This window comes from Methylobacter sp. BlB1 (assembly GCF_015476545.1).
Classification (GTDB): Bacteria; Pseudomonadota; Gammaproteobacteria; order Methylococcales; family Methylomonadaceae; genus Methylobacter.
Genome location: NZ_JADMKV010000003.1, coordinates 124,707 through 146,126, shown reverse-complemented (window position 1 = coordinate 146,126; position 21,420 = coordinate 124,707). Strand labels below are relative to the sequence as shown.

Below are 21,420 nucleotides of genomic sequence, written 5' to 3'. Positions count from 1 at the left end.
GGCGGCCTTTCTTTTGGTTCCTTTTCTTTGGCCGCGCAAAGAAAAGGAACTCGCCCTCGGGTGCGAGAACCCGATTAAAACAACCGTCGCGCCAGCGACACATTATTCTTACTACCGAATAATATTGAATAAGGAATCTCCCATGCCCAGACCAGAAAAACACGTATTCATCTGTACCCAGAACCGCCCCCAAGGCCATCCCCGCGGCTCCTGCACCAGCAGCGGCTGTGCAGAGGTCATGAACGAATTCATGAACGAGATACAAAGCCGCAACCTGTTCGAGAAAATCGCCTTAACCAATACCGGCTGCATGGGCCCCTGCATGATGGGCCCGAGCGTGCTGGTCTACCCGGAAGGCATCATGTACGGCAAAGTCAAACCGACCGACGTCAAAACCATCATCGATCAGCATCTGCTGGGCGGTGAGCCGGTTGCCAATCTGGTAGCGCCAGCCGAGGTCTGGTAGCTATGGACGTGGGAGAAAGGATCGTCTTCAGTCCGAACATGCCGCCCGAAGTCAATCAGTTACTGCAAGCGGCGGTAATCGCCAGTTCGGCCGATCAGGCGCGGGCGGAAAGCCTGTTTATCCAGGCGCAGGCGACGGACCGTCATTGCCTGCAAACCTATTTCGCCCTGTACAAGTTCTATTTCTATCAAAAGCGCCTGGCCGACGCCGAACGCACCGCCCTGTCGGGCCTGGAGGAATCGGCCCGGCAGGGCGGCTTCCCCAGCGATTTTCGCCGGCTGGTCAGGGAGCCGAAAAAGTGGGATATGTACGCGAACGAGATTACCCTGTTTTATCTGTACACGCTGAAGGCGCTGGCGTTCATCAAGTTGCGGCAAGGCCAAATGGTCGAAGGCCAGCTCATTTTGTCGCTGCTGCAGCAACTGGACCCGCAGGATAAATCCGGCGCTTCGGTGATCATGGACCTGGCCGCCGCCCTGGAGGCGCAACAATGGAACTGAACGAACACATCCAGACAAAACGCGAACTGGGCGCCTCGATATGCGCACGGCTCGGCCATGAAATCGACCGGCTCGGCTTCGCGGCCGACAGCCTCTCCTACCCGCTGTTCGACGCGGCCTGTTTCAAGCTGGTCAAGGACCCGTACACGGGCGAACACAACCTGACCGGCTATTGGCACGACCAACGCCAGCGCCGCATCGGCAGCCTGCAATTCAATAGCGACGGCACGTTTTACGCCGAATACGATGTGGTCAGGCCGCACCCGGCCAAACCCAAGTGGTTCATCGAAGGTGTCACGGCTTGGGGCAACGCGGACAGGATCACGGCCGAAGCCAAATTACTGTTGATGCCGGAATGAGCAAGCCGAACCGCATTTATGAATTGTTGCTGGATTATGCCGCCAGCAATACACGCGTGGCCGAACTGACCGTCGGTCTTGTATGGACGGCCTGCAAGGCGCAGCCGAATGGCCGCGCGGCTCTGGGCCTGGCCATGAGCCCCGGCGTGCCGACCCGGACTCTTTCCTGGCCCGGTACGCTGGCCGGCAAAACCCTGGGCGAGCTGGCTGGCTGGATCACCGACTGGGAGCCCTACAAAGCCACCGTCGGCATGGCCGCGATCAATTGCAGCCTGAATGCGCGCGAGCTGCCGGCCGGCCTCAGCCTCCAACCGGCTCCGGGCCTGGGCAATCTGGCCGTCTTCGAGCATTTCCTGCCGGAGCTGCAGGGCAAAAAGGTCGTCGTGATCGGCCGCTATCCGGGCATCGAGCGCTATGCCGAACAGATCGATCTGCGCATTATCGAGCGGCAGACCGCACCCGGCGATTACCCCGATCCGGCCTGCGAATTCCTGCTGCCGGAAGCCGACTGGGTATTCCTGACGGCCAGCTCTTTGATCAACAAGACCTTTCCGCGCCTGGCCGAACTATCCCGCGCTGCCGTCACGGTATTGATGGGACCGACCGTGCCGTGGCTGCCGGAATTCCATGATTTCGGCATCGACTACCTGGCCGGCATCGAGGTAACGGATGCGGACAGCCTTTACCGGACGGCGACCGAAGGCGGCGGCGTGCGCATTTTCGAGAACGGCGCCCGCTACCGGATCGTGGCGCTAAGCCCTGACAACAGCATGGCCTGGCTGAAAACCCAGATCGCCCAGTGCTATGCCGAAAAACAGCAGCTGACCCAAGCCATGGAAGCTTGGTACGGTGCCGGCAGACCTGGCCGTTATCCTGAATTCGAGAAGCTCGACCAGATCACCGCCCGCCTCTCGCGCATGGACAGCAGCTACAAGAACCTCTGGGACGCTCACCACTAGCAGCCATATGACAGACAACCGCGTTATCCTCTATTACAACGGCGCCATCAGCGCCCTGACCTTGTTCGTGCAGCATGCCACTGGCAGCGTCTGCGCGCCCTCGCCTTTGCCGCTGCTGTCTTCGGCATTGGAGCCGGAAGAAACGGCGCATGACGTGGTGTGCACGCATCCGGCCGCGGTCGTGCAGGCTGCCGGCGCGGCGCTGGATCTGCCGATTCATTTGCTGAAAGCCGAGGCCGGCTACCGTGAGCGAATTGAGACGCCGAAAGGCATCGTCACCGTTTATTTAGCCCGCTTCGATCTGCTGGACCCGCCGCACCAGCTCGTGGAAAGCAAAGGCGGCCGGTTCAGAACCCTGACCCAATTAAGAAGCCAGCCGCCGGCCGAAATGGAATTGCTGCGCCGCGCTTATGCTTACATCATGGAGTCGTGAGCATGCTGGAATTTTTCGATGACGCGGCTTACGAACAAAGCGGCCTGTACATTCCCGAAGCATCGGACTGCATGCGCTGCGGCCTGTGCGTCAGCCACTGCCCGACTTTCAGGATCAACCGCATCGATGAGGAAACGCCGCGCCGGCGCATCCGCACGATCGACAAGATTCTGAACCAGTCCGTTGTGCCTTCCGGGAAAGAACTGGCGCATCTGGAAAACTGCCTGCAATGCCGGGCCTGCGAAACAGTCTGCCCCAGCAAGATGGCTTACGGGCAACTGCTCGACCAGAGCCGGCAAAAGCTCGCTGAAATGACCAAGCCCACGCGTCTAGCCGGCCTTATTGAAAAACTGTCGCTGGCATTAATTGAACACAAGTCCCGGCTGCACTTGTTAAGCCGATTGCTCGGAATCTATCAATGCTCGGGCCTGCAAACTCTGTTGCGTAAATCCGGCCTGTTATCCGTATTAAAACTGGAGGCTTATGAATCCCTGTTGCCGCCGGCCATCGATGTAGCGCCGCTGCAGCCGTTCTATCTGGCGACAACCGAAAGGCGCGGCAGCGTGGCGCTGTTTACCGGCTGCATCGCCGAAAGCTTCGACAGAGCCACGGCGACGGCCGCCATACGCGTCCTGAACCGGATCGGCTTTGATGTGATCGTTCCCGGCCAGCAAGGCTGCTGCGGCGCCATACACCAGCACCGAGGCCACACCGAAACGGCGGCCCAACTTGCCTGGCGCAATATCGGTGTGTTCAACGCACTGGATGTCGATGCCGTCATTTACACGGCCAGCGCCTGCGGCCTGATGCTAAGCGAATACGAACAACTGGCTATTGACGATTTCGACGACGAGGAACTCGGTTTTTTCAGAGAGCGGCTGATCGATGTCAGCCATTTCATCAATCTGCACTGGCCCGACAATCTGCCGCTTCAAGCCTGCCGCAAAATCGTCGCCGTGCACGAACCGTGCAGCCAGCGCAACGCGCTGAAAAACCAGCAAGCCGTTTATGACCTGCTGGCACGCATCCCGGCCATCAACCTGATCCTGCTGGCCGACAACGCTGTCTGCTGCGGCGCCGGCGGCGTGCACAGGCTAACCCATCCGCACATCGCCGACCCACTCGGCGCCGAGAAAATCGAGCAACTGCATATCAGCGGTGCGGATCTGCTGGTTACTTCCAATATTGGTTGCGCGCTGCATCTGGCGGCCGGCGCCGGTCAATTAGAACCGCAGGTGGCGGTCATGCATCCGGTGGCGGTGATTGCTGGATTGATTCATGAAACCGGTTAATACGCCAAGTTATTTCCGTGGCTGAATCAGGAGGAAATCTTGGTCACAAGAGAAACGGAACCCTCCGCCTGAGCAACTAAAGTATCTTCGCACATACGCCTCAAGATCATCGCGAGCGGGCGGATTGGACATCGGAAGCGAATTGAGCATGAACTCAGCAATCGTGTATGCGGCGTTAAAGTCCGACGTGGCAACATGCGCGGGAACGGTTTCAATCGCTACTTCATAGCAATCCCCTTTTTCGCACTGAAATATCCGCGCCAGTTCGGTTAAGTCAAAGCTTTGGCCTAAGAAATGCTGCAACATCTGCATGCCATCTGACGTATGGTGTTGAAGCACCACTACCAAAACGCCATCCGGTGATAACCAGGATGTAAGTCGCTCCAGCACACGCATCCATTCTGTATCACTGATATGGTAGAGCACGTGGGAACAGAGCACGAAGTCCCCTGCAACCGTTATTTTTGCATCCAAAATCCCTTCAGGAAGCGCTTCAACCCGAGGACAATTCTTCTTCAGTTCCGCTCGTAATGACTCATTGGGCTCAATCGCAATCGTTTGATCGAACGAGTTGGTGAACCAAGTGGTTACTTTGCCATTACCGGCGCCGGCGTCTATGAAAACATGCCGTGACGGAAGCGTCTTTATGAGCTGGTTGAGCCATTGTTGTGTCCTCAACTTTTGGTCCGTATGGTCGAGGAAGACCTGGAATACCTGATGGTACCCGTTGGCCTGTGAGTCATACACATTCACTCGTTCCGGCATATTCATCTTAAGCTCCTAAAGATTCGGTTTTCAGTAAATGATGCATATAGATAAAAAACTATCTATTTTTCATTGACCGGTTTTTCGATGGCAAATATCCATTTTTAATCTTCAGCTAGCGCAGGCTGGGTTGGAGCTTTAGCGGAAACCTGGCATGGGCAGATCCTAATGCTGGGTTTAGCTTTGTAGCTTTGTAGCTTTGTAGGGTACGCACCGCGTACCTTTTCAAGGCTTACCGAGTTCACCCTAACTCCCAAAAGGTACGCGGTGCGTACCCTACTGCTAACACTTTCTCAGGCAAATCAGCTGCGTCTGGCGCCATGCCTGTTTTTCATAAAACTTCAAAGCCGGCAGGTTGTTTTTGTCCGCCAGTAATTGTAGCCGCTTGAGGCCCTGCTCTTCTGCCCAGTCAATGGCTGCAGCCAGCAGTTTTTCGCCGATGCCCTGGCGGCGAAACTCCGCCGTAACGATCAGATCCTCGAGCAGTCCCACCGGACCGCCTTCAGCCGTAGAAATCAGGGTCAGCACGCTGCACATGCCCACCGCGCGCCCACCTGATTCGGCAACGAAGACACGATCCTTACCGCTTTCCAGCAATTGCTTGAGTCCGCTGACCTGCTTGTCCCGGTCAAAAACAAAATCGGCTTCGATAGCAAACAGCTCTTTCAAAAGCTCCGCCATTTGTTCAACATCGGCAGACGTGGCGGTTCGTACAGTAATCATCGGCGGATCAGGAAGGATTATCGGAAGGGATGTTTGGCGGGACTTTTAAGCCTCAAACTCGCCGTCGTGCTGTAAATCCGGACGCTTGAGCAAGGCAATCTGCTTACGCTTGTTGAGTACGATGCGGGTCAACTGAAGAAAAATCAGAAAGGCGCCGTAATACAGCGGAATGGAAATATCGACTTTCTCGCTGAAGGCGAAATGCGCGATGCTCAGCAAGGCGGCGGTATGGACAAAATTGTGCAGCTTCGCCCAGCGCTTGCCCAACCGGCGCATCATGTCATTGGTCGAGGTAACGGCCAGGGGAATCAAGATCAGATAGACAATCAGACCTATCTGAACGGCCGGGCTTATGGTAATCGCCTCGACGATATCGGTGCCGTTGAGGGAGTGATCAAAGACCAGGAATACCAATAAATGGACGGTGGCATAAAAGAAAGTAAACAAGCCCAGCATGCGTCGGTATTTCATGATCGGCCATTTTCTGAACAGCAGCCTTAAAGGGCTGATCGCCAAGGTAATCAGCAGGAAACGCAAGGTCCATAAACCGCTTCGGTTCAACAGATCCTCTATCGGATTCGCCCCGAGATTGTCGGTAATGATATCGCCTGCCATTAGTAAAAACGGCAGCAATGCACATATAAATAACAAGTATTTAAATGTAAAAATTGAACATAACTTTTTTATCATTAATTCATAATCTTTCAATTGGCCGCGCCAATTATTCATCATATTCCCTAATTGTTAAAGTGCAAAAACTGGTTGAGCGCACTATAAGTCCTTCTGGTTGTGCGAAAAAAGCCACCGATTCCTTCCACGGCGTTGACAAAGCCCATTTTCAGCAATTGCACGAAACTGGGGCGTTCCATGAGCGGCAGGCCGATTCCTTCAGGCACGGCATCCAGATGCGTAGCAAAAAGCCTGTCCCAAAAAGAGAAAACCACGCCGAAGTTTTTGTCGCGCTGGCTCAGCGCCCGGGAATGATGAAGCCTGTGCAAATGCGGCACGATAAAGATCTTCCCGATGTATCGTTCATACGGAAATACGAGATTGGCATGCTGGAGAATGACGAACGCGGTCGTAATGCCTTCAAAATACAGGACAAGCACAGAACTCAGCCCCATCGCGATAAAGAACAGCGCCTTGACCGCAACAACCAGTATCAGAGCCAGGGTATGGAAGCGCACGGCCGTCGTGACGTTGACGCAGGCATCGCTATGATGGATCTGATGAAATCCCCAGAGGAACTTGAAAATGTGCTCGGAGCGATGCCATAAATAAAGCGTCAAATCCATCAATACAAAAGCCAGCAGGTATTTGACCGGACCGTCGGCCATGCCGCTCAGCAGCCCGTAACCGGAGAATTTATCGACTAATAGATAGATCGATTCGACAGACAGTATCGCCAGGGCTATTTCATTGAACATGAACAGCTTGAAGTTGGTCCTGTAAGATTCAAGGACTTTACGAGGAGGGTCCTTGAGGAAAGGCATATTTCTTTCTACCTTGATAAGAATCACGAACAAAATCAGTGTCAGGAATAGTAACCACATGGTCATGTCTCCTTTTCACAGCTTAACTACAACAAATACAGGCTATTTTTTAGACACTAACAACCTGTTAAACCCCCAATCGGTATTTTTGTAAGATTACCGACATTATCTTGTCCGCATTACTTCAAAAAACCCCTACCGTTACACCTTTGAGCGGTTTTCCCTTGATTTTGTTCAACCGATTTTTCAATGAAAAAAAGCCTTGTATCCGGTATCAATACTGGCTTTGACGGCTTTCTGCTTGTGTTTTCTACAACACCCAACGATGTTGGCAAGCATTTTGCTTTTCTCCAGATAAAAGGGGAAACCCAAACAAAGCCACTATCTATATTAAAAGTTCTGGAGAAAAAACAATGCTACTCGACACTTATCAAGCGAAAGGATTACTGACGGTCACACTGGTAAACGGCCAGACCAGCGATGCCGGTGTATACGCTTACCGTGGCGATCTGGTTTTGAAGGAAGGCAAATTGCGCGAAGGCACTACCAATACAAACGACCGCAACCCGCCCGAAGCGCTTTTGATTCATTCCGCCCTGCTGATCGAAAACGACAAAATCAAATTCATCAACGGTCTGCTGCCGGAGCTGAGCTTGCTGCCCGTGCTGGTCGAAAAATACAAAGACGACCTGGCCGAAGACTGCATTGCCCTGATTTATGTCGAGAATATCGGCAAGGGCATGCAAGTGGTGCTGGAAGGCGTGACTTATAAACTCATCCCGTACAAACAAGGCCTGGTCTGGAATGAACTGCTTGACGAATTGTATATAGAGAAAAACGATTTGAAAGGCCAATCCGCCGAAGACAAAGTTGCGACGGCTTACAGAGAGGCAAAAGCCTATAAGCCGAATACCGAGATCGTTTCTTTTGAAGAAGCCGAAAAAAATACCATTGTTGTGGTCAAGGAAGCGGCGGTCGGAGCGGTCTAGCCAGTTTCAGACGCACCAAACTGGATAGCTTGAAGCCGATTTTGGTGCAAGAAGGGGCTTGAAATTAACCACAACTGTAACAACCCATTGAGTAAACAGGAATTTTTAATCTGGCGCTATTAGTGCTGCTGTTCGTAAGTGTTACCTCTCTCATCATCCTTCTCATTTGCCCATGAAGCAGAGCTCGGCGTCTTATCTTTTTGATAAGGCGCTTTTTTTTGCCCGAAAGACAGCCTGCATCAGATTGCAATAAAAAACTGGCAAACGTTTTGCATGATTAATCAACAGAACCTGCTGACGCCGGCTAAGCGATTGAAAACATTTAGCAAGGTTTTTCCGCGGGCGCGAAAAACACGGTCAAATTGTCAGCTTTACTACAAACAACCGTACCTTTGCGAGGAGTGACTGTTGCAGTCATTACATAACGATGAAATATAAAAAAATCTCCGCTGCCGAATCTGAAAAACTGATCAAGGAATCCCAGCCGCTGATTCTGGATTGCCGTGGCCTGCAAGATTACAAGGCCGGCCATCTGGAGGATGCGCTGCATGTGCACGAGGGCCTGAAGGAATCGCTGATCAAGCGCGGCGACAAACAGCGCAGTCTGTTGATTTACTGCTATTACGGCCATGCCAGCGAACACCTGGCTGAATTCTTCGCTGACTTCGGCTTCAAGGATGTCTACAGCCTGCAAGGCGGCTATGCCGGCTGGCAGGAACGCCGCAAGGATGCCACCGATGCAGCCTGAGATCGCGGATTGGCTGCGGAGCTGTTGCGCTTCCGCCAAACAGAACGAAGCCGGCGTGCATCCATTGATTTTAGCCTGCCAGCAGGGCCGCAGCGACATCGTCGAATACCTGCTCGGGCACGGCGCCGATTTAAATATCACCGACCAGTACGGCAATAACGCCTTGTGGGCCGCCTGCTGTGCGCAGGACATCGCCTGTATTGATGCCCTGCTCGATGCCGGCATCGACATCGATTACCAAAACCCCGATTCGGGCGCCACCGCCTTGATCTTTGCCGCTTCCAGCGGCCGGGAGCAGGTCGTTGAACGGCTGCTGGCAGCCGGCGCGAATCCCGATTTGAAAGTTCATGACGATTTCACTGCACTGGAACTGGCATCGACCAGAAAAATACTGAAATTATTACTTACCTCCTCCCAACCCCAAAGCACACAATGATCAGGAGTTTGATATGCATCCCTTACCTCGTGAACTAGCCCTGCGCATCGCCCTGGCGACCCGCGTCCTGCCCGGCATCGGCGTGCCGAAATTGCTGGACATTCTGCATGAGCGCGTAGGCTCGCCGCTGAGTGATGAAAAGCTGAAATCGATCACCGTCACCAACCTCAAAACCGGCATCGGCAGCCTCGATGGCGAGGAAGACGGCGAGGACATCGGCATCGGCCTTGAAAACATCAAACTGGCGGTACGCTACCTGTGGGGCGATGAACTGGAAGATGAAGGCCTGCCGGCCATCCAGCCCTACAAGGACGGCGACATGCCCGAATCGATCCGCGTCGCCATAGGCTCGAACAGCGGCGCGCTGCTCAATGGGCATTTCGGCTCCTGCATCCGTTTCCTGGTTTACCAGTTGTCGCGCACCGACTGCAAGCTGGTCGATATCCGTTCAACCATCGAAGCCGATGGCGCCGACGACAAAAATCTGTTTCGCGCCAATCTGATCAAGGATTGCCATGTCCTGTTCGTGCAGTCGATAGGCGGGCCTGCGGCCGCAAAAGTCATCCGCGCCGACGTCTATCCGATCAAGGTGCCCGATGTCATCGAAGCGGCCGATAAGCTGAAAGAATTCCAGAAAGTGTTTGATGCGCCGCCGCCCTGGTTTGCGAAAGCGCTGGGACGCCCTGCCGAAGAGCGGGTGCGCTTTAGTCATGGGTGACAAGGGCTGATAAGGCATCGCTGACGCGGCGGCTGTTTGAATCGGTTCCAAATATTCTATAGCCGGACGGGGCATATTGCCCCGTCTGAAATATTTGGCCTTAGGTTAAATGCGGTACATGCCGGCTGAGCGATAAACTTTATTGGAGCGGGGTATTCACATTACTTTTATCGCCGATGTATAAAGCAGTCTGCCAATATTCATCTTTAAAATAACGAATTGAGACAATAGTCTTGGATCCCTCTTTACTGAATCGGGTGTGTTCGCCGCCGGAAGTGGTCGTATTTGTCTGATGGGTCCATTGCGGTCCCAAACACCGTTTCAAGATCCCTTCAGCTTTCTGAAAATCAGCCTTCGCTCCATTGATGTCATCGGCTTTCCATTCACAAAAGTAATTGTCCAAGCCGTCGCTCCATTCCCAGACCTGACAGTCATCGGCCTCAGGAAACGATACCGTCGCATCCCAAATGGTCATTCTTCTGGTGAAACGCTTGTTTTCCTTATAACCGACAAACTCATTAGGATGCGCATCTATTATTCCGTGCAGTTGAGCGCAAATCTCTTCCTCCGACATAGCCTCCCGTTTAGGCTCCAAAGTGGAACATGAAGCAGACAGGAACGCAAAGGCCGAAATTAAAAGCATCGATTGCGTGAATCCGGCTGGATTGGATAAATTGAACTTCATTGCTGCCTCCTAACGATTGAAATTTCTACTCGGTCTGGATCTTATACCAACAATGATAAGAATAAGTTCGCGCATCTAAGGATTCGGTTAAAAATAACTTTCCGATTTGTCGATGAAATCAGCGCTTATGCAGGGGCGAATTCATTTATGCCCTTTGGGGAAGTCGCCCCACACCTGTCGCTCGTCAAGATTCAGGGAAGTTATTTCTCGCCCTATCCTAAGCATGGCCCTGCTTTTAAGCATCCGAAAGGTACGCGTTGCTTTTCTTAAGCATTATCAACTATGTAAATCATCAAGCACTTTACCGGCCAGTTTCGAGATATAAAACACTATCCCCAAGGCAAACAGCAATCCGAGCGCCAGTAACGGATACGACACCGCTGGATGCGCCGGAGAGCCGCTGGCCCAGCCTGCTATATGTTTGGTCGTGTAGCCAATATAGACCAGCGTCAGATTGTAGATAAATATGCCGCTGGTCGCCGTCAAATAAGGCCAGAACCGGACCGGCGCAATGGCAAAGGCATAACTGAGCATTGCAAACGGCAACGGCGTCAGCCGCAACAAAAACATCAATTTCAAAGACTGAGTGGCCAAAGCGGTATTAAGCGCGGCAAACTTTTCGCTTTTTGCGATGAAACGGGCTACCTTTTGCCTGAATAAATAACGGCCCAGCACAAAGATCAGCGATGCCGCAAGATAAGTGGCAATAATGATGCAAAACATGCCTTCGCCAATGGGAAATAGCAAACCTGCGGCAAAGCAGAGCGCATCCACAGACACGACCAAGGGCGCCAAAATCACGAATAAACCGATGAAACCCAGCGGCGCCCAAGGCCCCAGAGTTTGCACCCAGTGCTCAATATCCGGAAGATGCAGTTCCAGCTCATGCCCGATCAGGATTAAAAGCGCGGCAATCGGCGCCAGAGGCAATAATCTTCGGGCCAGAACACTCAGTTTTCTCATCATAAAGCGTATTTAAAACAGTGGAATGCCGTTGACCTTATGCCAGTCGAGAATGCCCTGCCAGATATCTTCGGCTGTCTCCGCATACCAGAATAATTGCCGATCTTCCGGATCGACCACGCCTTCATCAATTAAAAAATCGATATTGAAAGCCTGTCTCCAGTACGCCTCGGAGACCAGAATCACCGGCACCTGCTGGATCTTGCGGGTTTGCATCAGTGTCAGCGTTTCAAACAGTTCGTCAAACGTGCCATAGCCGCCCGGAAATACGACTAATGCCTTGGCCCGCAATAAAAAATGCAATTTACGTATGGCAAAGTAATGAAACTGAAAACAAAGATCGGGCGTGATATAAGGGTTTGGATATTGCTCATAGGGCAGATGAATGTTCAGCCCAACCGTTTTGGCGCCGACGTCGAAAGCGCCGCGATTGGCGGCTTCCATCATGCCCGGCCCGCCGCCGGTCATGATGACGCAGCTGCAATCGGAAGGCCCCTCGCCGGATTCGCCAACTAAACGACCAAACTCGCGAGCGACATTGTAAAAACCGCTTTTGGCGTAAATGCGTTCAGCGATGGCCAGTTTTTTTTGCAAATCCACATCGTCCGGCCTGTTTTCCAATACGGCCCGCAACGCTTCGACTTTCCGCTTTGCGCCGCCGGGTTCCTTGATGCGGGTGCCGCCGAACACAACAATGGTATGTTTGATTTGATTTTCCTGAAGCAGCCTTTCGGCTTTTAAAAAATCGACCTGCAACCTGAAAAAGCGCAGATCATCCTGATAGAGGAACTCGAGATCGTGATCGGCCGGGCGATAACTGGGGCTGGCGAGAATTTTTTTAAGCCGTTGCGGGGCTTCCGGATCTTCCTCGGCCGGTTTGGGCAATTCCCAGGGCAAAGGCTCCGATCTTGGGATGGTGCTTGGCTTTAAAGCAGGTGCATCGGTTTTTACGTGATTAGCCATATGATCTCTTCCATTTTTATTAACGTTAAACGCTCAAACCATTCTCGGTTAAATAATACCTGGATGACAATCAAAAGAGTTAAGACATACGCAGTCTGCCTGTTCAACCGCCGAAACAAGCGGTTTTAAAACCTGTGGGGGCGACTTCGCCTACTGTTGGCAGTCGTCTTATATAACTGATATTACGCCGTTGTAGGGCCGAATTCATTCACCCCCGGACAAACTGCAGTGCGAATACCCGCAAGGGGCACAAGTACCCAAAGGGCATAAATGAATTCGCCCTACACGGCATCGCAGTAACACTAAAACAGCACAGAGATCGATTCGTGCGTAATATCCGTTAGATAAACAAAACCTGCACATTTGCCGAATTTATGACCAGTAATGCATTGATGCCGGCCTCGAATAACGGCACAACCCTGGATACAAATACTTAGTGCCTTTTCTGACTGTTTTATTCCGGATAAGACTCACAGAAAATACGCAAGCCTACGGAGGCCGCTTTAGCCGACTGTTCAAGCAAAAACCTGAGCCTTGCCCCACTAAGTATTTGCCCGTCTTGTCCTGATCGCTTTTGCCATGCTACGTTTGCTTGAAAAACTCCGGAGGGCCAGACCATGCACGTAACCTATGAACAGGCGGAAATGGCGATAGCGGCGGCCATTGAGGAAGCCACGAGGATCAACACCCAGATGTGTATTGCGGTAGTAGATTCGGGCGCCGATCTGAAAGCGTTCGTGAGGATGAACAATGCCTGGGTCGGCAGCGTGGATATCGCCATCAAAAAGGCCAAGACGGCCTGTTTTTTCGGCATGAATACCGGGCAGATCGGCGAGCTGTCGCAGCCGGGCGGCAAGCTTTACGGCATTGAGCACTCGAACGACGGCCTGATCACTTTTCCTGGCGGCATCCCCATCGTCGACGAGGATGGCGTGCTGATCGGCGCAATCGGCGTCAGCGGCAGTACGGTGGAAAACGACCATCAGGTTGCCAAGGCCGGGGTTGAGGTCATTGGCCTTACCGATCTGCCGGCGCACCCGTGGCGGACTTGAATTCAGGATAACGGCAAGGTGGGCGCAAAGACCTGCGCCCACCCTGTTCAACTAGGCTTGCAACCGCTCCAGACGCTCAGCCATTCTGGCAGACACCATTGCCTCATGATGGCGCCTGAGCACTGAATCAGTCGGACGCTCCGGCAGCTCGGACTCAATTTCGGCCTGAAGATGGGTCAGGAAGTGCCGTCTGAGCACGGAATCTTCCGGTATCCTCATTTTATGCGGGACATGAACGCGAACTTCCTCGCGAACGACCGCCAGTGATGGTTGCACTCTGGCTTCAGGCTGGCTGCTTTGAACAACGGGCTGACTACTTGCCGGCGCTGCAACTGCGCTTGCCTGCGGCGCGGGCGCTTCTTCGCGGCCTGCCTGAGCCGATGGCCAGTCCAGCGCCATTCTTATCATGGTCTCATAATGCCGGCGCAAGGTGGAATCGGTCGGGTAGGGATTGGTCAGCGCTTCGCGCTCGGCCTGCAAATGCGCCAAATAATGCCGTCTGAGCACGGAATCTTCAGGCAGCCAGTCTTCTTTCGCCGACTCTGCCTCGGCGTGCATCTCATCGTAAGTTGCCACCGAAGAGGACTCGCGCTCCGATTCGATTTCCTCCTGCAGGCTTGCAATGGCGGACTGACCGCTGGCGGCATCCGTGAGCCTGCTTTCCTCCGGCGTCGGCACATTTTCTTCGCGCGCCTGTATCGATGGGCCGTCCAGCTGGATTTTCACCATGGCGTCATAATGCCGGCGCAAGGTGGAATCGGTCGGGTAGGGATTAGTCAGCGCCTCGCGCTCGGCCTGCAAATGCGTCAGATAGTGCCGTCTGAGCACGGAATCCTCCGGGAACCAGTCTGCCGGCAGTTCTTCGCGAGCGGTTGCCGGCGCCGGTTTCGGGGCTTCCGCAACAGTGGCAGGAATTTCCTCATGAACAGGGGCTGGAGCCGGCTCTGCCTTCGGCGCTTCGGCTATTCTGGCTGTTTCCGCAACAGCCGCGGAAGCCGTCTCACGCACAGCGACTGGAACAGGCTCTGCTTTTGGTTCCTCTGGGGTGTGATGACGCCTGTCTTCGGCGCCAAGATGGCGTCTCTCAACGAAAGGCTGATCGCTGTCTGAAACCTGAAAACTGCTTTCCGCCTGTACGTTGAGCGCATCCTTCCGGCTTGCCCCGGCGGCAGGCGCGCTTTCGGGTCTTTTCGGGCTTGGCTTTGCCGCACTGCTTCTGGCCGCCTTTTGTTTGATCAAGTAGCGTTTGACAGCCCAGAATATAAGAATGAGTGCCAGCGCAGCCAATCCGACCACTATATGTAACGTTTGCATAATGTTTACCCTCTCTTAAATTTATCGATTAAACCCGCCGTATTTCTTCCACTGAAGCTTGGTTACCTTTTTTAGACAGACAGGGCTTATTGTTCAAGCCAATGTCACCTTCTGACCCTGAGCGGCGGACTGCAAGGCCGCGACAATTGTCTTGCAATTGATTTTGGCATCGTCGAACGACAGCTGCGGCGGTTTGCCGTTCAGCACGCAATCGCTGAAATGCTCGATTTCCAGCCGAAAATGGTTGGCCGCCGGCAGGCGCTCTTCGCATTGCTGCCCATCTTCAGTCCACCAGGAAAGCACCGGCACATCGCCGGGCAGCTGCCAGACCGTATGGCATTTAACGCCGCCTTTCGTGCCGATCACCTCGTATTCGCACCGGCGCGCCCTTTCAAAACTGAAATCGATATGGGCGAATCTGCCATCGCCGAAATCCATGATGCCGCTGGTGGTAATATCGGCACCGCTTTCGACATACCTGGCCATGGCCGTTACCGCCAGCGGCGCATGATCGAAAAACAGCCGCGCGGAATGAATCGCATAACAACCGATATCCCACATGGCGCCGCCTCCGCGCCCGACGCTTTCGGCCAGCCGGTACATGCGCGCGGGCCGCATCATGAACGAATAGCTGGCGCGCACTGACCGGATCTCGCCGATGAGGCCCGAGCGGATCAGTTCCAGTACCCGCGCATGCTGCGGATGAAAGCGGTACATGAAGCCTTCCATGACCGTGACATTGCGGCGACGCGCCGCGGCTTCGATGGCTTCGATATCAGCCACCGTCAACGCCATCGGCTTCTCGCACAGCACATGCTTGCCCTGTTCGATGGCGCGCAACGCCCATTCCGCATGCTCGTGATTTGCCATGGGCAGATAAACGGCCTGAATGTCGGGATTATGAAGCAGCTCATCCAGATCGTCATACGTATGAACGCCCTGCTGTTGCGGCGCATACTGCGCCAATGTCTGCGCGGCCGCGCCGGGCCGCCGGCTGGCTATCGCGATCAGTTCAGAGTTATGCGCTTCCACAATGGCGGGCAGCAGCCGCTCATTGACGCGCGCCGCACCCAAAATGCCCCAGCGTAATTTCGAATTGTTGCCCATAAGAGTCACCTCTGTTTACCATTTGGATATCATTATAGCCACCTGGGCTGAGTTCACAAATCCGGCGTTTTGAATGTATGCCTGTAACGGGAGTTTGTCAGTACTATAACTCCGTCTGAACGTTAGAAATGTGCGTTGGGCAAATAAGGAAATAAAGCAATAGCCGAGGAATTTTTTGTAAAAACGAGGATTTACGGCTCTAAAATCTCGAAAAAACTTTCCTGATAAAACGTCCGCGCGGAACACGAAACTAAAACAATGGTAAGCGGTGCATTCCCTTTGCAACCGCTCTGGCCGGATTCCCGCATAGCTTCAGCTTAGACTATAGACTGGGCGCGGGAAACGGGGATGGAGGAAAAAAATCTCCCCGAACTATCGGGGAGATAAAATGGCTATTATTCAAAAGTACCGCCGTAGGTCGTGGTTTGATCGAAGTCGGACCAGACATATTTAGGTTCGGCCATGCTTTTGGTCGGGATCGGGCTGGTGAGTATGTCAAATACGCCCGATGCGGTTCTGCCTAATGTATGCAAAGTACCGTATATCAGTCCTCCGGTCGCTCCGACGATTGGATTGGTATCTTTGCTCATATTGACAATATTTTTGGGGACTTCTCCAATTCCGGTAAAAAGATTGGCAGACCCTGTTAAAAACTTATCGCCTACTTGGTCAAAATAGCTTTTTTCATCATCAGCCTGGCTGACCGGTGCGTATATGCCGACTGCCAAAACCAAAACCAACCCCATCGGTTTAAATTTATACATAAATATACTCCCTGATTATTATTAATATAATATCGAATCGATACCAAGTATAGTGTAATTAATCTGCCCGATCAAAACTACAGCACGCGATACACCTAAAGAATGCTTAACAAGGCGTCAGGTTCTGTTGATACTGCATCCCGCAGGACTTTGATTTTCTGGTTTTTTGCTGAAATTTCAAACTGAACAGCGGCAGGCCAGGCCGGACTTCCGCCAAGCTACCCGCCCAGCCCGGTAAGGCACGCACTGAGTACCTTTTGGATTTAATTCATCTGAATATTTTGAAAAATGGTGGCGGTGCGTAACCTGCTTCCTGAATTAGCGCATTCAACCAAGAACGATCATATATAATTTTATTGATGAGTTATACTTTGAGGTTAGTTTAAAACTGTTTTTATATGATTTGCGCGTTATCTCGTCCAGAAAAACAATGCTCGAAAATTTTTTATTTCTGAGCTTAAGTAAGACCCGGATATGGGATTCGCTTGCTAGACAATGCCAAAAGAAGAAATAGCAACCAATAAGGTTACATTAATCGGAATCATCACTATGATGATTGGCCTTCAACTTTCTGATGATATAAAAAATTAGGAGTAATGCATGGAAGAAACGACTATTGATCTGTTCCGTTCAATACGAATCGAACAATTTCCGCGAGGTGCAATTATCGACGCCCAACCAGCCCCGGAAATCTTATATCCTGACTTTGAACCTCGCCAACTGCCCAACGGAAAAACTCGAAAGAGAGATATCGACTCATTTGCTGACAAGAATGGAGATATGTGGGTTAAAACTGGTGGAGGCACTTCATTATTTGATCGCGCAAAGGTTTTTCAAGGAAAATCTTGGCTATCATTCGAGATACCGAAGGGTACGGTTATTCCAGAATCGCTTGTTGTCCGGTTTACTGGCTATAACAAAATTTTTGATGCAAATCATTACCAAATCGAAAGCAAGGCCAAGATGATGCGAATGGATTCTTTTAAAGGTGCATTAGATAATTTAGCGCGAAATGCCATTGTCAAAGCGATCGAATTAGGTAAGAAAATTTAAACGATTTTTTAGGAGATTTTGCATGATAGAAATTAGCGCATATGCTTTGGAAGCAGCGATACAGGCAGTGGACGAAAAAATATGGGGGCTAAAAGCGGAAATGGAGCAAGCAGCCGAAAGCGGAGACCCTAGCGACCTCGAAGATGAAATCATGGGTTATATGAAAGCGGCAGATTCACTGCGGACCAGCTATGAAGAGGCAATCAAGCAACGCTATAGCTTGATGCCATATGAGAAATTGGTTCGCTGAAAAGCCATAGGATGCACTTCGCCTCAGCACCATTTTATGGCCCTGCGCCTGCCTTGTTACACCTCCTTCGTTCAATCGTCAGCCCGATAGGGCACGCATTACGTACCTTTTGGATTTAATTCATCTGAATATTTTGAAAAATGGTACGCGGTGCGTACCCTGCTTCCTGAATTAGCCATCCGCGCCGGGTTTCCACTAAAGATCCAACCCAGCTCACAAGCTACGCAGCAGGCTTAACGTCAAAAGCCACGCAGACCCGCTCCTGGTCGGACTGGAAAGGCAGGGTGTGATGGAACAGGGACGAAGGAAAAAGCACCAGATCGCCCACCTGCACATCCACTATCTGGCTCGGAAAGTCGTCATGCAGTCTCGGATAATCGTCGCCATCGGTGCTGTACGCGAAACTGCCCTCGTGATCGGTGATCCGCTCCGGCAGCTTGAGGTAGACGCAGCCGCTGATCCAGCCTTCCTCGTGGATATGCGATCCCAGGTATCCGCCTTTCTTCATGCGCAGATACCAGGAACTGGTAAACTCGATTTCCTGCGGGAAATCCACGATCAGTCGGTCGCTGGTTCCTGCGTAATGCTGCCGGTATTCGATGATCTTTTCGCGGATCAGCGCCGCGAGCTGCTGAAAGGATCGCTCTGAGCGCAACAGTAAATTTCCGGCGGACTGTATGCCGTAATACAGCCGCCCCTGCTTCCTTTCGGCGATGGCCAGATGCTGAATGTCGTGCAGCAGTTCCTGAAGCAGCGGGTTCTCGGGACTAGTCAATTCATCGATGTGCGTATGTCGCACATAGTCCATCGGCGCCGCGCAGAAGGGGTAAGGGTTTTGCTGATGAAAATTGCTGGCGTAATGGGTCGATAAAGTCCCAAGCAGAACGGTAGTTGTTCGGGCATTGGCGGTCAACGCATCGAAGCGCTGCTTGAACAGCTCGAATTGCCCGGTTTTGTACAAACATTGCAGCGCCCTCTCCTTGCTGTCGGCAAAGTTGGATGCCTCGAAATAAGGGATGGCGTCATTGAGCCGGCCGGCAAGACACAGATATTCGCCCAAGTTGTATTTGGCGCGGTCATGATCAGGCTGGACCTCGATGGCCTTTTCATAGCAGCGGATCGCTTCGTCCATCTCGCCGCGGTCGCGCAGTGTTTCGCCAAGCGAGTTCCAGGCATCGGCAAACTGCGGGTCCAGACTGACGGCCTCCCGAAACTGCCGGACCGCTTCCTCGTGCTGCCCGAGCCCGTACAGGACCGTCCCTAGGTTAAAATGCCCGCGCGCATCGGCATTGAACGCCAGAGCCTTGCGATAGCACTGCTCGGCTTCCTCAAGCTTGCCCTGCTGTTGCAGGATCGTGCCGAGATTGCCCAGCGCCGCAAAGAAACCGGGCTCAAGGGAAACCGCTTTTTGATAGTGTTGCGCCGCTTCGTTTAACAGGCCCTGGCCCTGCAGCAAAGTTCCCAGATTGAAGTGAGCTACCGTCAAAGTCGGTTTGAGCTGCAGCGCTTTACGATAACTGGCTATCGCTTCTTTGGCATCATTGAGTTGCGTGAATAGCACGCCGAGATTGAAATGAATTTCAGCAATACGCGGGTCGATCGCCAGCAGTTTCCGGAAACTGGCCACCGCTTCACGATATTTGCCCTGGCCTTGCTGGCAGAGCCCGAGTATGTTGTACAGGACGGGCGCTTTGGCATACTTGCTTAGCATCGATTGCGCCGTTGCTTCGGCTTGCTGCAGACGCCCGGCCTGAAAAAGCTGCTGCAAGGCCTGCAATTCGGCGGGAGACGGTTGTTTTGCTTGCTTCGGCTGCGTTTTCATCGAAAATCAACTCAATCGTGGTAACAAATGAACGGATTCTAACGTAATGCGAGAGGACTGTCAGCCGTCTTTACGCGCTCGTTTAACGCTCGTTTCGGCCATGACCTGGTCTTGCTGTACCGGGAAACAAAAAGCCAGGATACCGCTTCCAGCGGTTGCGGAAACAGTCTTAAACTTGAAATTAAAATTAGCGTGCGGGCAGAATCATGCTGAATAAAATAGTGAGCGGCGGACAGACGGGCGCCGATAGAGCGGCTCTGGATGCCGGCATCGAACTGGGCTTTCCGGTTGGCGGTTATTGTCCGGCCGACAGGCTGGCGGAAGACGGTAAAATCGATGCCCGGTATCCGTTGACGGAGCTCGACGGCGGGTATTGGCAGAGAACCAGGAAAAATGTCGAAGCCTCGCACGGCACTGTCATTTTCTATGATTCAGCGCTGCATGGCGGCACAGAACAGACGCTGGCGTTTTGCATGCAGCTCCATAAGCCTTATAAGCTCATCGATATCAGTCTGCTGGATTGCGGCTTGGCATCAAAGGTGATCTGTGATTTCATCGAAAGCCATCATATTGCCGTCCTGAATGTGGCAGGCCCGAGGCTGAGCAGTTGCCCGGCCATTTATGCCTATGTCAAAGAAGCCATTAAAAATGCCATCAAACGATCAATCTGAAAAATATCAAGAAAATCCGAAATTTATCCTGCCTTAGTGGACAATAATCGCCCGAATCTGGCATTATGCCGCCTCACTACACCTTGTATCCCGCAAGGTTGAACAAATCCATATTAAGGTAAAGCAATGAGTAACCTCCCAAAATGCCCTGCATGCGGCTCGGAATTCACTTATGAAGACGGCGATATGTACATCTGCCCTGAATGCGCACATGAGTGGCCAAAAGGCCAGACAGCCGAAGCCGGCTCCGATGAGCTGGTCGTCAAGGATGCCAACGGCAACATACTGCAAGACGGCGATAGCATCACCGTCATCAAGGACCTCAAAGTCAAAGGTTCATCCTCGGTGGTCAAAGTCGGCACCAAAGTCAAAAATATTCGCCTGGTCGAGGGTGATCATAATATCGACTGCAAAATCGACGGCATCGGCGCCATGAAGCTGAAATCGGAGTTTGTTAAGAAGAGCTGACAGGCCCGGTTAATCGAACGCGATCAATGCGGCTTCTTAGGTGGCGCATCGATCGCGGTTGATGCGCTTCACTGCATTGCCTACTTTGGGTCATCTCATCCTATTATTGATCCGGCCCTTGAAAGTGTTAACTCCGTTCGCCTTGAGCGTGTCGAAAGGCGGCAGGGCTTCGACCCTCTCAGCCCGAACGGTTCAAACATCATGGGGCTAGATCAATAAGCTGAGCGTTGTCTCCTTCCAGTTGTGAATGTAGGTGCGTCGTTATCACATGCCATGGCCGTTGCCGTTGCCATTTCCACCGCCATTTCCACCGCCATTTCCACCGCCATTGCCGCCACCATTTCCACCACCATTGCCATTGCCGTTGCCCGCACCTCCACCTGAACCTCCACCTGAACCTCCACCTGAACCTCCACCTGAACCTCCA

27 protein-coding genes are annotated in these 21,420 nt (G+C 52.6%); 15 read left to right on the top strand and 12 right to left on the bottom strand.

Annotation, left to right across the window (positions count from 1 at the left end):
- Positions 1-142: 142 nt before the first annotated feature.
- Genes IT781_RS02795 through IT781_RS02770 form a run of 6 tightly spaced genes read left to right on the top strand, consistent with a single transcriptional unit; the run spans position 143 to position 4,009 of the window.
- Positions 143-466 carry a ferredoxin gene (locus IT781_RS02795; RefSeq protein ID WP_194968606.1) on the top strand — a complete coding sequence of 108 codons (324 nt, stop codon included), beginning with the start codon at positions 143-145 and terminating at the stop codon, positions 464-466.
- 2 nt (positions 467-468) lie between these two features.
- Positions 469-966 carry a hypothetical protein gene (locus IT781_RS02790; protein WP_194968605.1) on the top strand — a complete coding sequence of 166 codons (498 nt, stop codon included), beginning with the start codon at positions 469-471 and terminating at the stop codon, positions 964-966.
- Positions 957-1,325, top strand: a complete 369-nt coding sequence (locus IT781_RS02785) for a hypothetical protein (RefSeq protein WP_194968604.1) — start codon at positions 957-959, stop codon at positions 1,323-1,325. Before IT781_RS02790 ends, IT781_RS02785 begins: the two co-directional genes overlap by 10 nt.
- Positions 1,322-2,284 carry a DUF364 domain-containing protein gene (locus IT781_RS02780; protein WP_194968603.1) on the top strand — a complete coding sequence of 321 codons (963 nt, stop codon included), beginning with the start codon at positions 1,322-1,324 and terminating at the stop codon, positions 2,282-2,284. Before IT781_RS02785 ends, IT781_RS02780 begins: the two co-directional genes overlap by 4 nt.
- 7 nt (positions 2,285-2,291) lie before the next feature.
- Complete coding sequence (locus tag IT781_RS02775) at positions 2,292-2,717, top strand: hypothetical protein (protein ID WP_194968602.1); 426 nt, start codon at positions 2,292-2,294, stop codon at positions 2,715-2,717.
- A gap of 2 nt (positions 2,718-2,719) precedes the next feature.
- Positions 2,720-4,009: a (Fe-S)-binding protein gene (locus IT781_RS02770; protein WP_194968601.1), complete on the top strand. Its 1,290-nt coding sequence runs from the start codon at positions 2,720-2,722 to the stop codon at positions 4,007-4,009.
- Positions 4,010-4,018: 9 nt separating this feature from the next.
- On the opposite strand, the gene IT781_RS02765 is transcribed toward IT781_RS02770, so the two are convergent.
- The 4 genes from IT781_RS02765 to IT781_RS02750 all read right to left on the bottom strand — a co-directional run bounded on the left by IT781_RS02765 (position 4,019) and on the right by IT781_RS02750 (position 7,050).
- Entirely contained in the window at positions 4,019-4,780 is a 762-nt protein-coding gene (locus tag IT781_RS02765) for a bifunctional 2-polyprenyl-6-hydroxyphenol methylase/3-demethylubiquinol 3-O-methyltransferase UbiG (protein WP_194968600.1), read from the bottom strand.
- A gap of 276 nt (positions 4,781-5,056) precedes the next feature.
- Complete coding sequence (locus IT781_RS02760; RefSeq protein WP_194968599.1) at positions 5,057-5,497, bottom strand: GNAT family N-acetyltransferase; 441 nt, start codon at positions 5,495-5,497, stop codon at positions 5,057-5,059.
- Between the two features lie 45 nt (positions 5,498-5,542).
- A complete protein-coding gene (locus IT781_RS02755) occupies positions 5,543-6,112 on the bottom strand; it encodes a sulfite oxidase heme-binding subunit YedZ (protein ID WP_228778867.1) in 570 nt (189 codons plus the stop codon).
- A 122-nt stretch (positions 6,113-6,234) separates the two neighbouring features.
- Positions 6,235-7,050, bottom strand: coding sequence for a sterol desaturase family protein (locus IT781_RS02750; RefSeq protein WP_194968597.1), 816 nt, complete (start codon positions 7,048-7,050; stop codon positions 6,235-6,237).
- 353 nt (positions 7,051-7,403) lie between these two features.
- Here IT781_RS02750 and IT781_RS02745 point away from each other — a divergent pair, with 353 nt between their 5' ends.
- The 4 genes from IT781_RS02745 (at position 7,404) to IT781_RS02730 (ending at position 9,881) form a co-directional block, all read left to right on the top strand.
- Positions 7,404-7,979 carry a hypothetical protein gene (locus IT781_RS02745; protein WP_194968596.1) on the top strand — a complete coding sequence of 192 codons (576 nt, stop codon included), beginning with the start codon at positions 7,404-7,406 and terminating at the stop codon, positions 7,977-7,979.
- 427 nt (positions 7,980-8,406) lie between these two features.
- A complete protein-coding gene (locus tag IT781_RS02740) occupies positions 8,407-8,727 on the top strand; it encodes a rhodanese-like domain-containing protein (protein WP_194968595.1) in 321 nt (106 codons plus the stop codon).
- Positions 8,717-9,163 (top strand): ankyrin repeat domain-containing protein, encoded by a 447-nt coding sequence (locus tag IT781_RS02735; RefSeq protein WP_194968594.1) that lies wholly within the window; start codon positions 8,717-8,719, stop codon positions 9,161-9,163. Before IT781_RS02740 ends, IT781_RS02735 begins: the two co-directional genes overlap by 11 nt.
- A gap of 13 nt (positions 9,164-9,176) precedes the next feature.
- Positions 9,177-9,881 (top strand): dinitrogenase iron-molybdenum cofactor biosynthesis protein, encoded by a 705-nt coding sequence (locus tag IT781_RS02730; RefSeq protein ID WP_194968593.1) that lies wholly within the window; start codon positions 9,177-9,179, stop codon positions 9,879-9,881.
- Between the two features lie 139 nt (positions 9,882-10,020).
- On the opposite strand, the gene IT781_RS02725 is transcribed toward IT781_RS02730, so the two are convergent.
- The 3 genes from IT781_RS02725 to IT781_RS02715 all read right to left on the bottom strand — a co-directional run bounded on the left by IT781_RS02725 (position 10,021) and on the right by IT781_RS02715 (position 12,492).
- A complete protein-coding gene (locus IT781_RS02725) occupies positions 10,021-10,566 on the bottom strand; it encodes a hypothetical protein (protein ID WP_194968592.1) in 546 nt (181 codons plus the stop codon).
- A gap of 276 nt (positions 10,567-10,842) precedes the next feature.
- Complete coding sequence (locus IT781_RS02720; RefSeq protein WP_194968591.1) at positions 10,843-11,532, bottom strand: TVP38/TMEM64 family protein; 690 nt, start codon at positions 11,530-11,532, stop codon at positions 10,843-10,845.
- 9 nt (positions 11,533-11,541) lie between these two features.
- A complete protein-coding gene (locus tag IT781_RS02715) occupies positions 11,542-12,492 on the bottom strand; it encodes an LOG family protein (protein WP_194968590.1) in 951 nt (316 codons plus the stop codon).
- Between the two features lie 617 nt (positions 12,493-13,109).
- Between IT781_RS02715 and IT781_RS02710 the strand changes: the two genes are divergently transcribed.
- A complete protein-coding gene (locus IT781_RS02710) occupies positions 13,110-13,544 on the top strand; it encodes a heme-binding protein (protein WP_194968589.1) in 435 nt (144 codons plus the stop codon).
- 51 nt (positions 13,545-13,595) lie between these two features.
- Here the strand turns inward: IT781_RS02710 and IT781_RS02705 are convergent, their stop codons facing one another.
- The 3 genes from IT781_RS02705 to IT781_RS02695 all read right to left on the bottom strand — a co-directional run bounded on the left by IT781_RS02705 (position 13,596) and on the right by IT781_RS02695 (position 16,729).
- Positions 13,596-14,858 carry a hypothetical protein gene (locus tag IT781_RS02705; protein ID WP_194968588.1) on the bottom strand — a complete coding sequence of 421 codons (1,263 nt, stop codon included), beginning with the start codon at positions 14,856-14,858 and terminating at the stop codon, positions 13,596-13,598.
- 93 nt (positions 14,859-14,951) lie between these two features.
- Positions 14,952-15,965 (bottom strand): Gfo/Idh/MocA family protein, encoded by a 1,014-nt coding sequence (locus IT781_RS02700; RefSeq protein ID WP_194968587.1) that lies wholly within the window; start codon positions 15,963-15,965, stop codon positions 14,952-14,954.
- A 395-nt stretch (positions 15,966-16,360) separates the two neighbouring features.
- The gene (locus tag IT781_RS02695; RefSeq protein WP_194968586.1) at positions 16,361-16,729 is read right to left on the bottom strand and encodes an exosortase system-associated protein, TIGR04073 family; all 369 of its coding nucleotides are present in this window, start codon (positions 16,727-16,729) and stop codon (positions 16,361-16,363) included.
- A 600-nt stretch (positions 16,730-17,329) separates the two neighbouring features.
- Between IT781_RS02695 and IT781_RS02690 the strand changes: the two genes are divergently transcribed.
- Together IT781_RS02690 and IT781_RS02685 are read left to right on the top strand one after the other, a co-directional pair.
- Entirely contained in the window at positions 17,330-17,782 is a 453-nt protein-coding gene (locus tag IT781_RS02690) for a hypothetical protein (RefSeq protein WP_194968585.1), read from the top strand.
- A 22-nt stretch (positions 17,783-17,804) separates the two neighbouring features.
- Positions 17,805-18,032: a hypothetical protein gene (locus IT781_RS02685; protein ID WP_036254306.1), complete on the top strand. Its 228-nt coding sequence runs from the start codon at positions 17,805-17,807 to the stop codon at positions 18,030-18,032.
- A 220-nt stretch (positions 18,033-18,252) separates the two neighbouring features.
- Here the strand turns inward: IT781_RS02685 and IT781_RS02680 are convergent, their stop codons facing one another.
- A complete protein-coding gene (locus tag IT781_RS02680) occupies positions 18,253-19,854 on the bottom strand; it encodes a tetratricopeptide repeat protein (protein WP_194968584.1) in 1,602 nt (533 codons plus the stop codon).
- A 206-nt stretch (positions 19,855-20,060) separates the two neighbouring features.
- On the opposite strand from IT781_RS02680, the gene IT781_RS02675 reads away from it, so the two are divergent.
- Together IT781_RS02675 and IT781_RS02670 are read left to right on the top strand one after the other, a co-directional pair.
- Positions 20,061-20,525 carry a putative molybdenum carrier protein gene (locus IT781_RS02675; RefSeq protein WP_194968583.1) on the top strand — a complete coding sequence of 155 codons (465 nt, stop codon included), beginning with the start codon at positions 20,061-20,063 and terminating at the stop codon, positions 20,523-20,525.
- Positions 20,526-20,651: 126 nt separating this feature from the next.
- On the top strand, positions 20,652-20,993 hold the full coding sequence (locus tag IT781_RS02670) for a zinc ribbon domain-containing protein YjdM (RefSeq protein ID WP_194968582.1): 342 nt from the start codon (positions 20,652-20,654) through the stop codon (positions 20,991-20,993).
- A gap of 212 nt (positions 20,994-21,205) precedes the next feature.
- On the opposite strand, the gene IT781_RS02665 is transcribed toward IT781_RS02670, so the two are convergent.
- The coding region (locus tag IT781_RS02665; protein WP_194968581.1) for a hypothetical protein at positions 21,206-21,420 on the bottom strand (215 nt) is incomplete at its 5' end.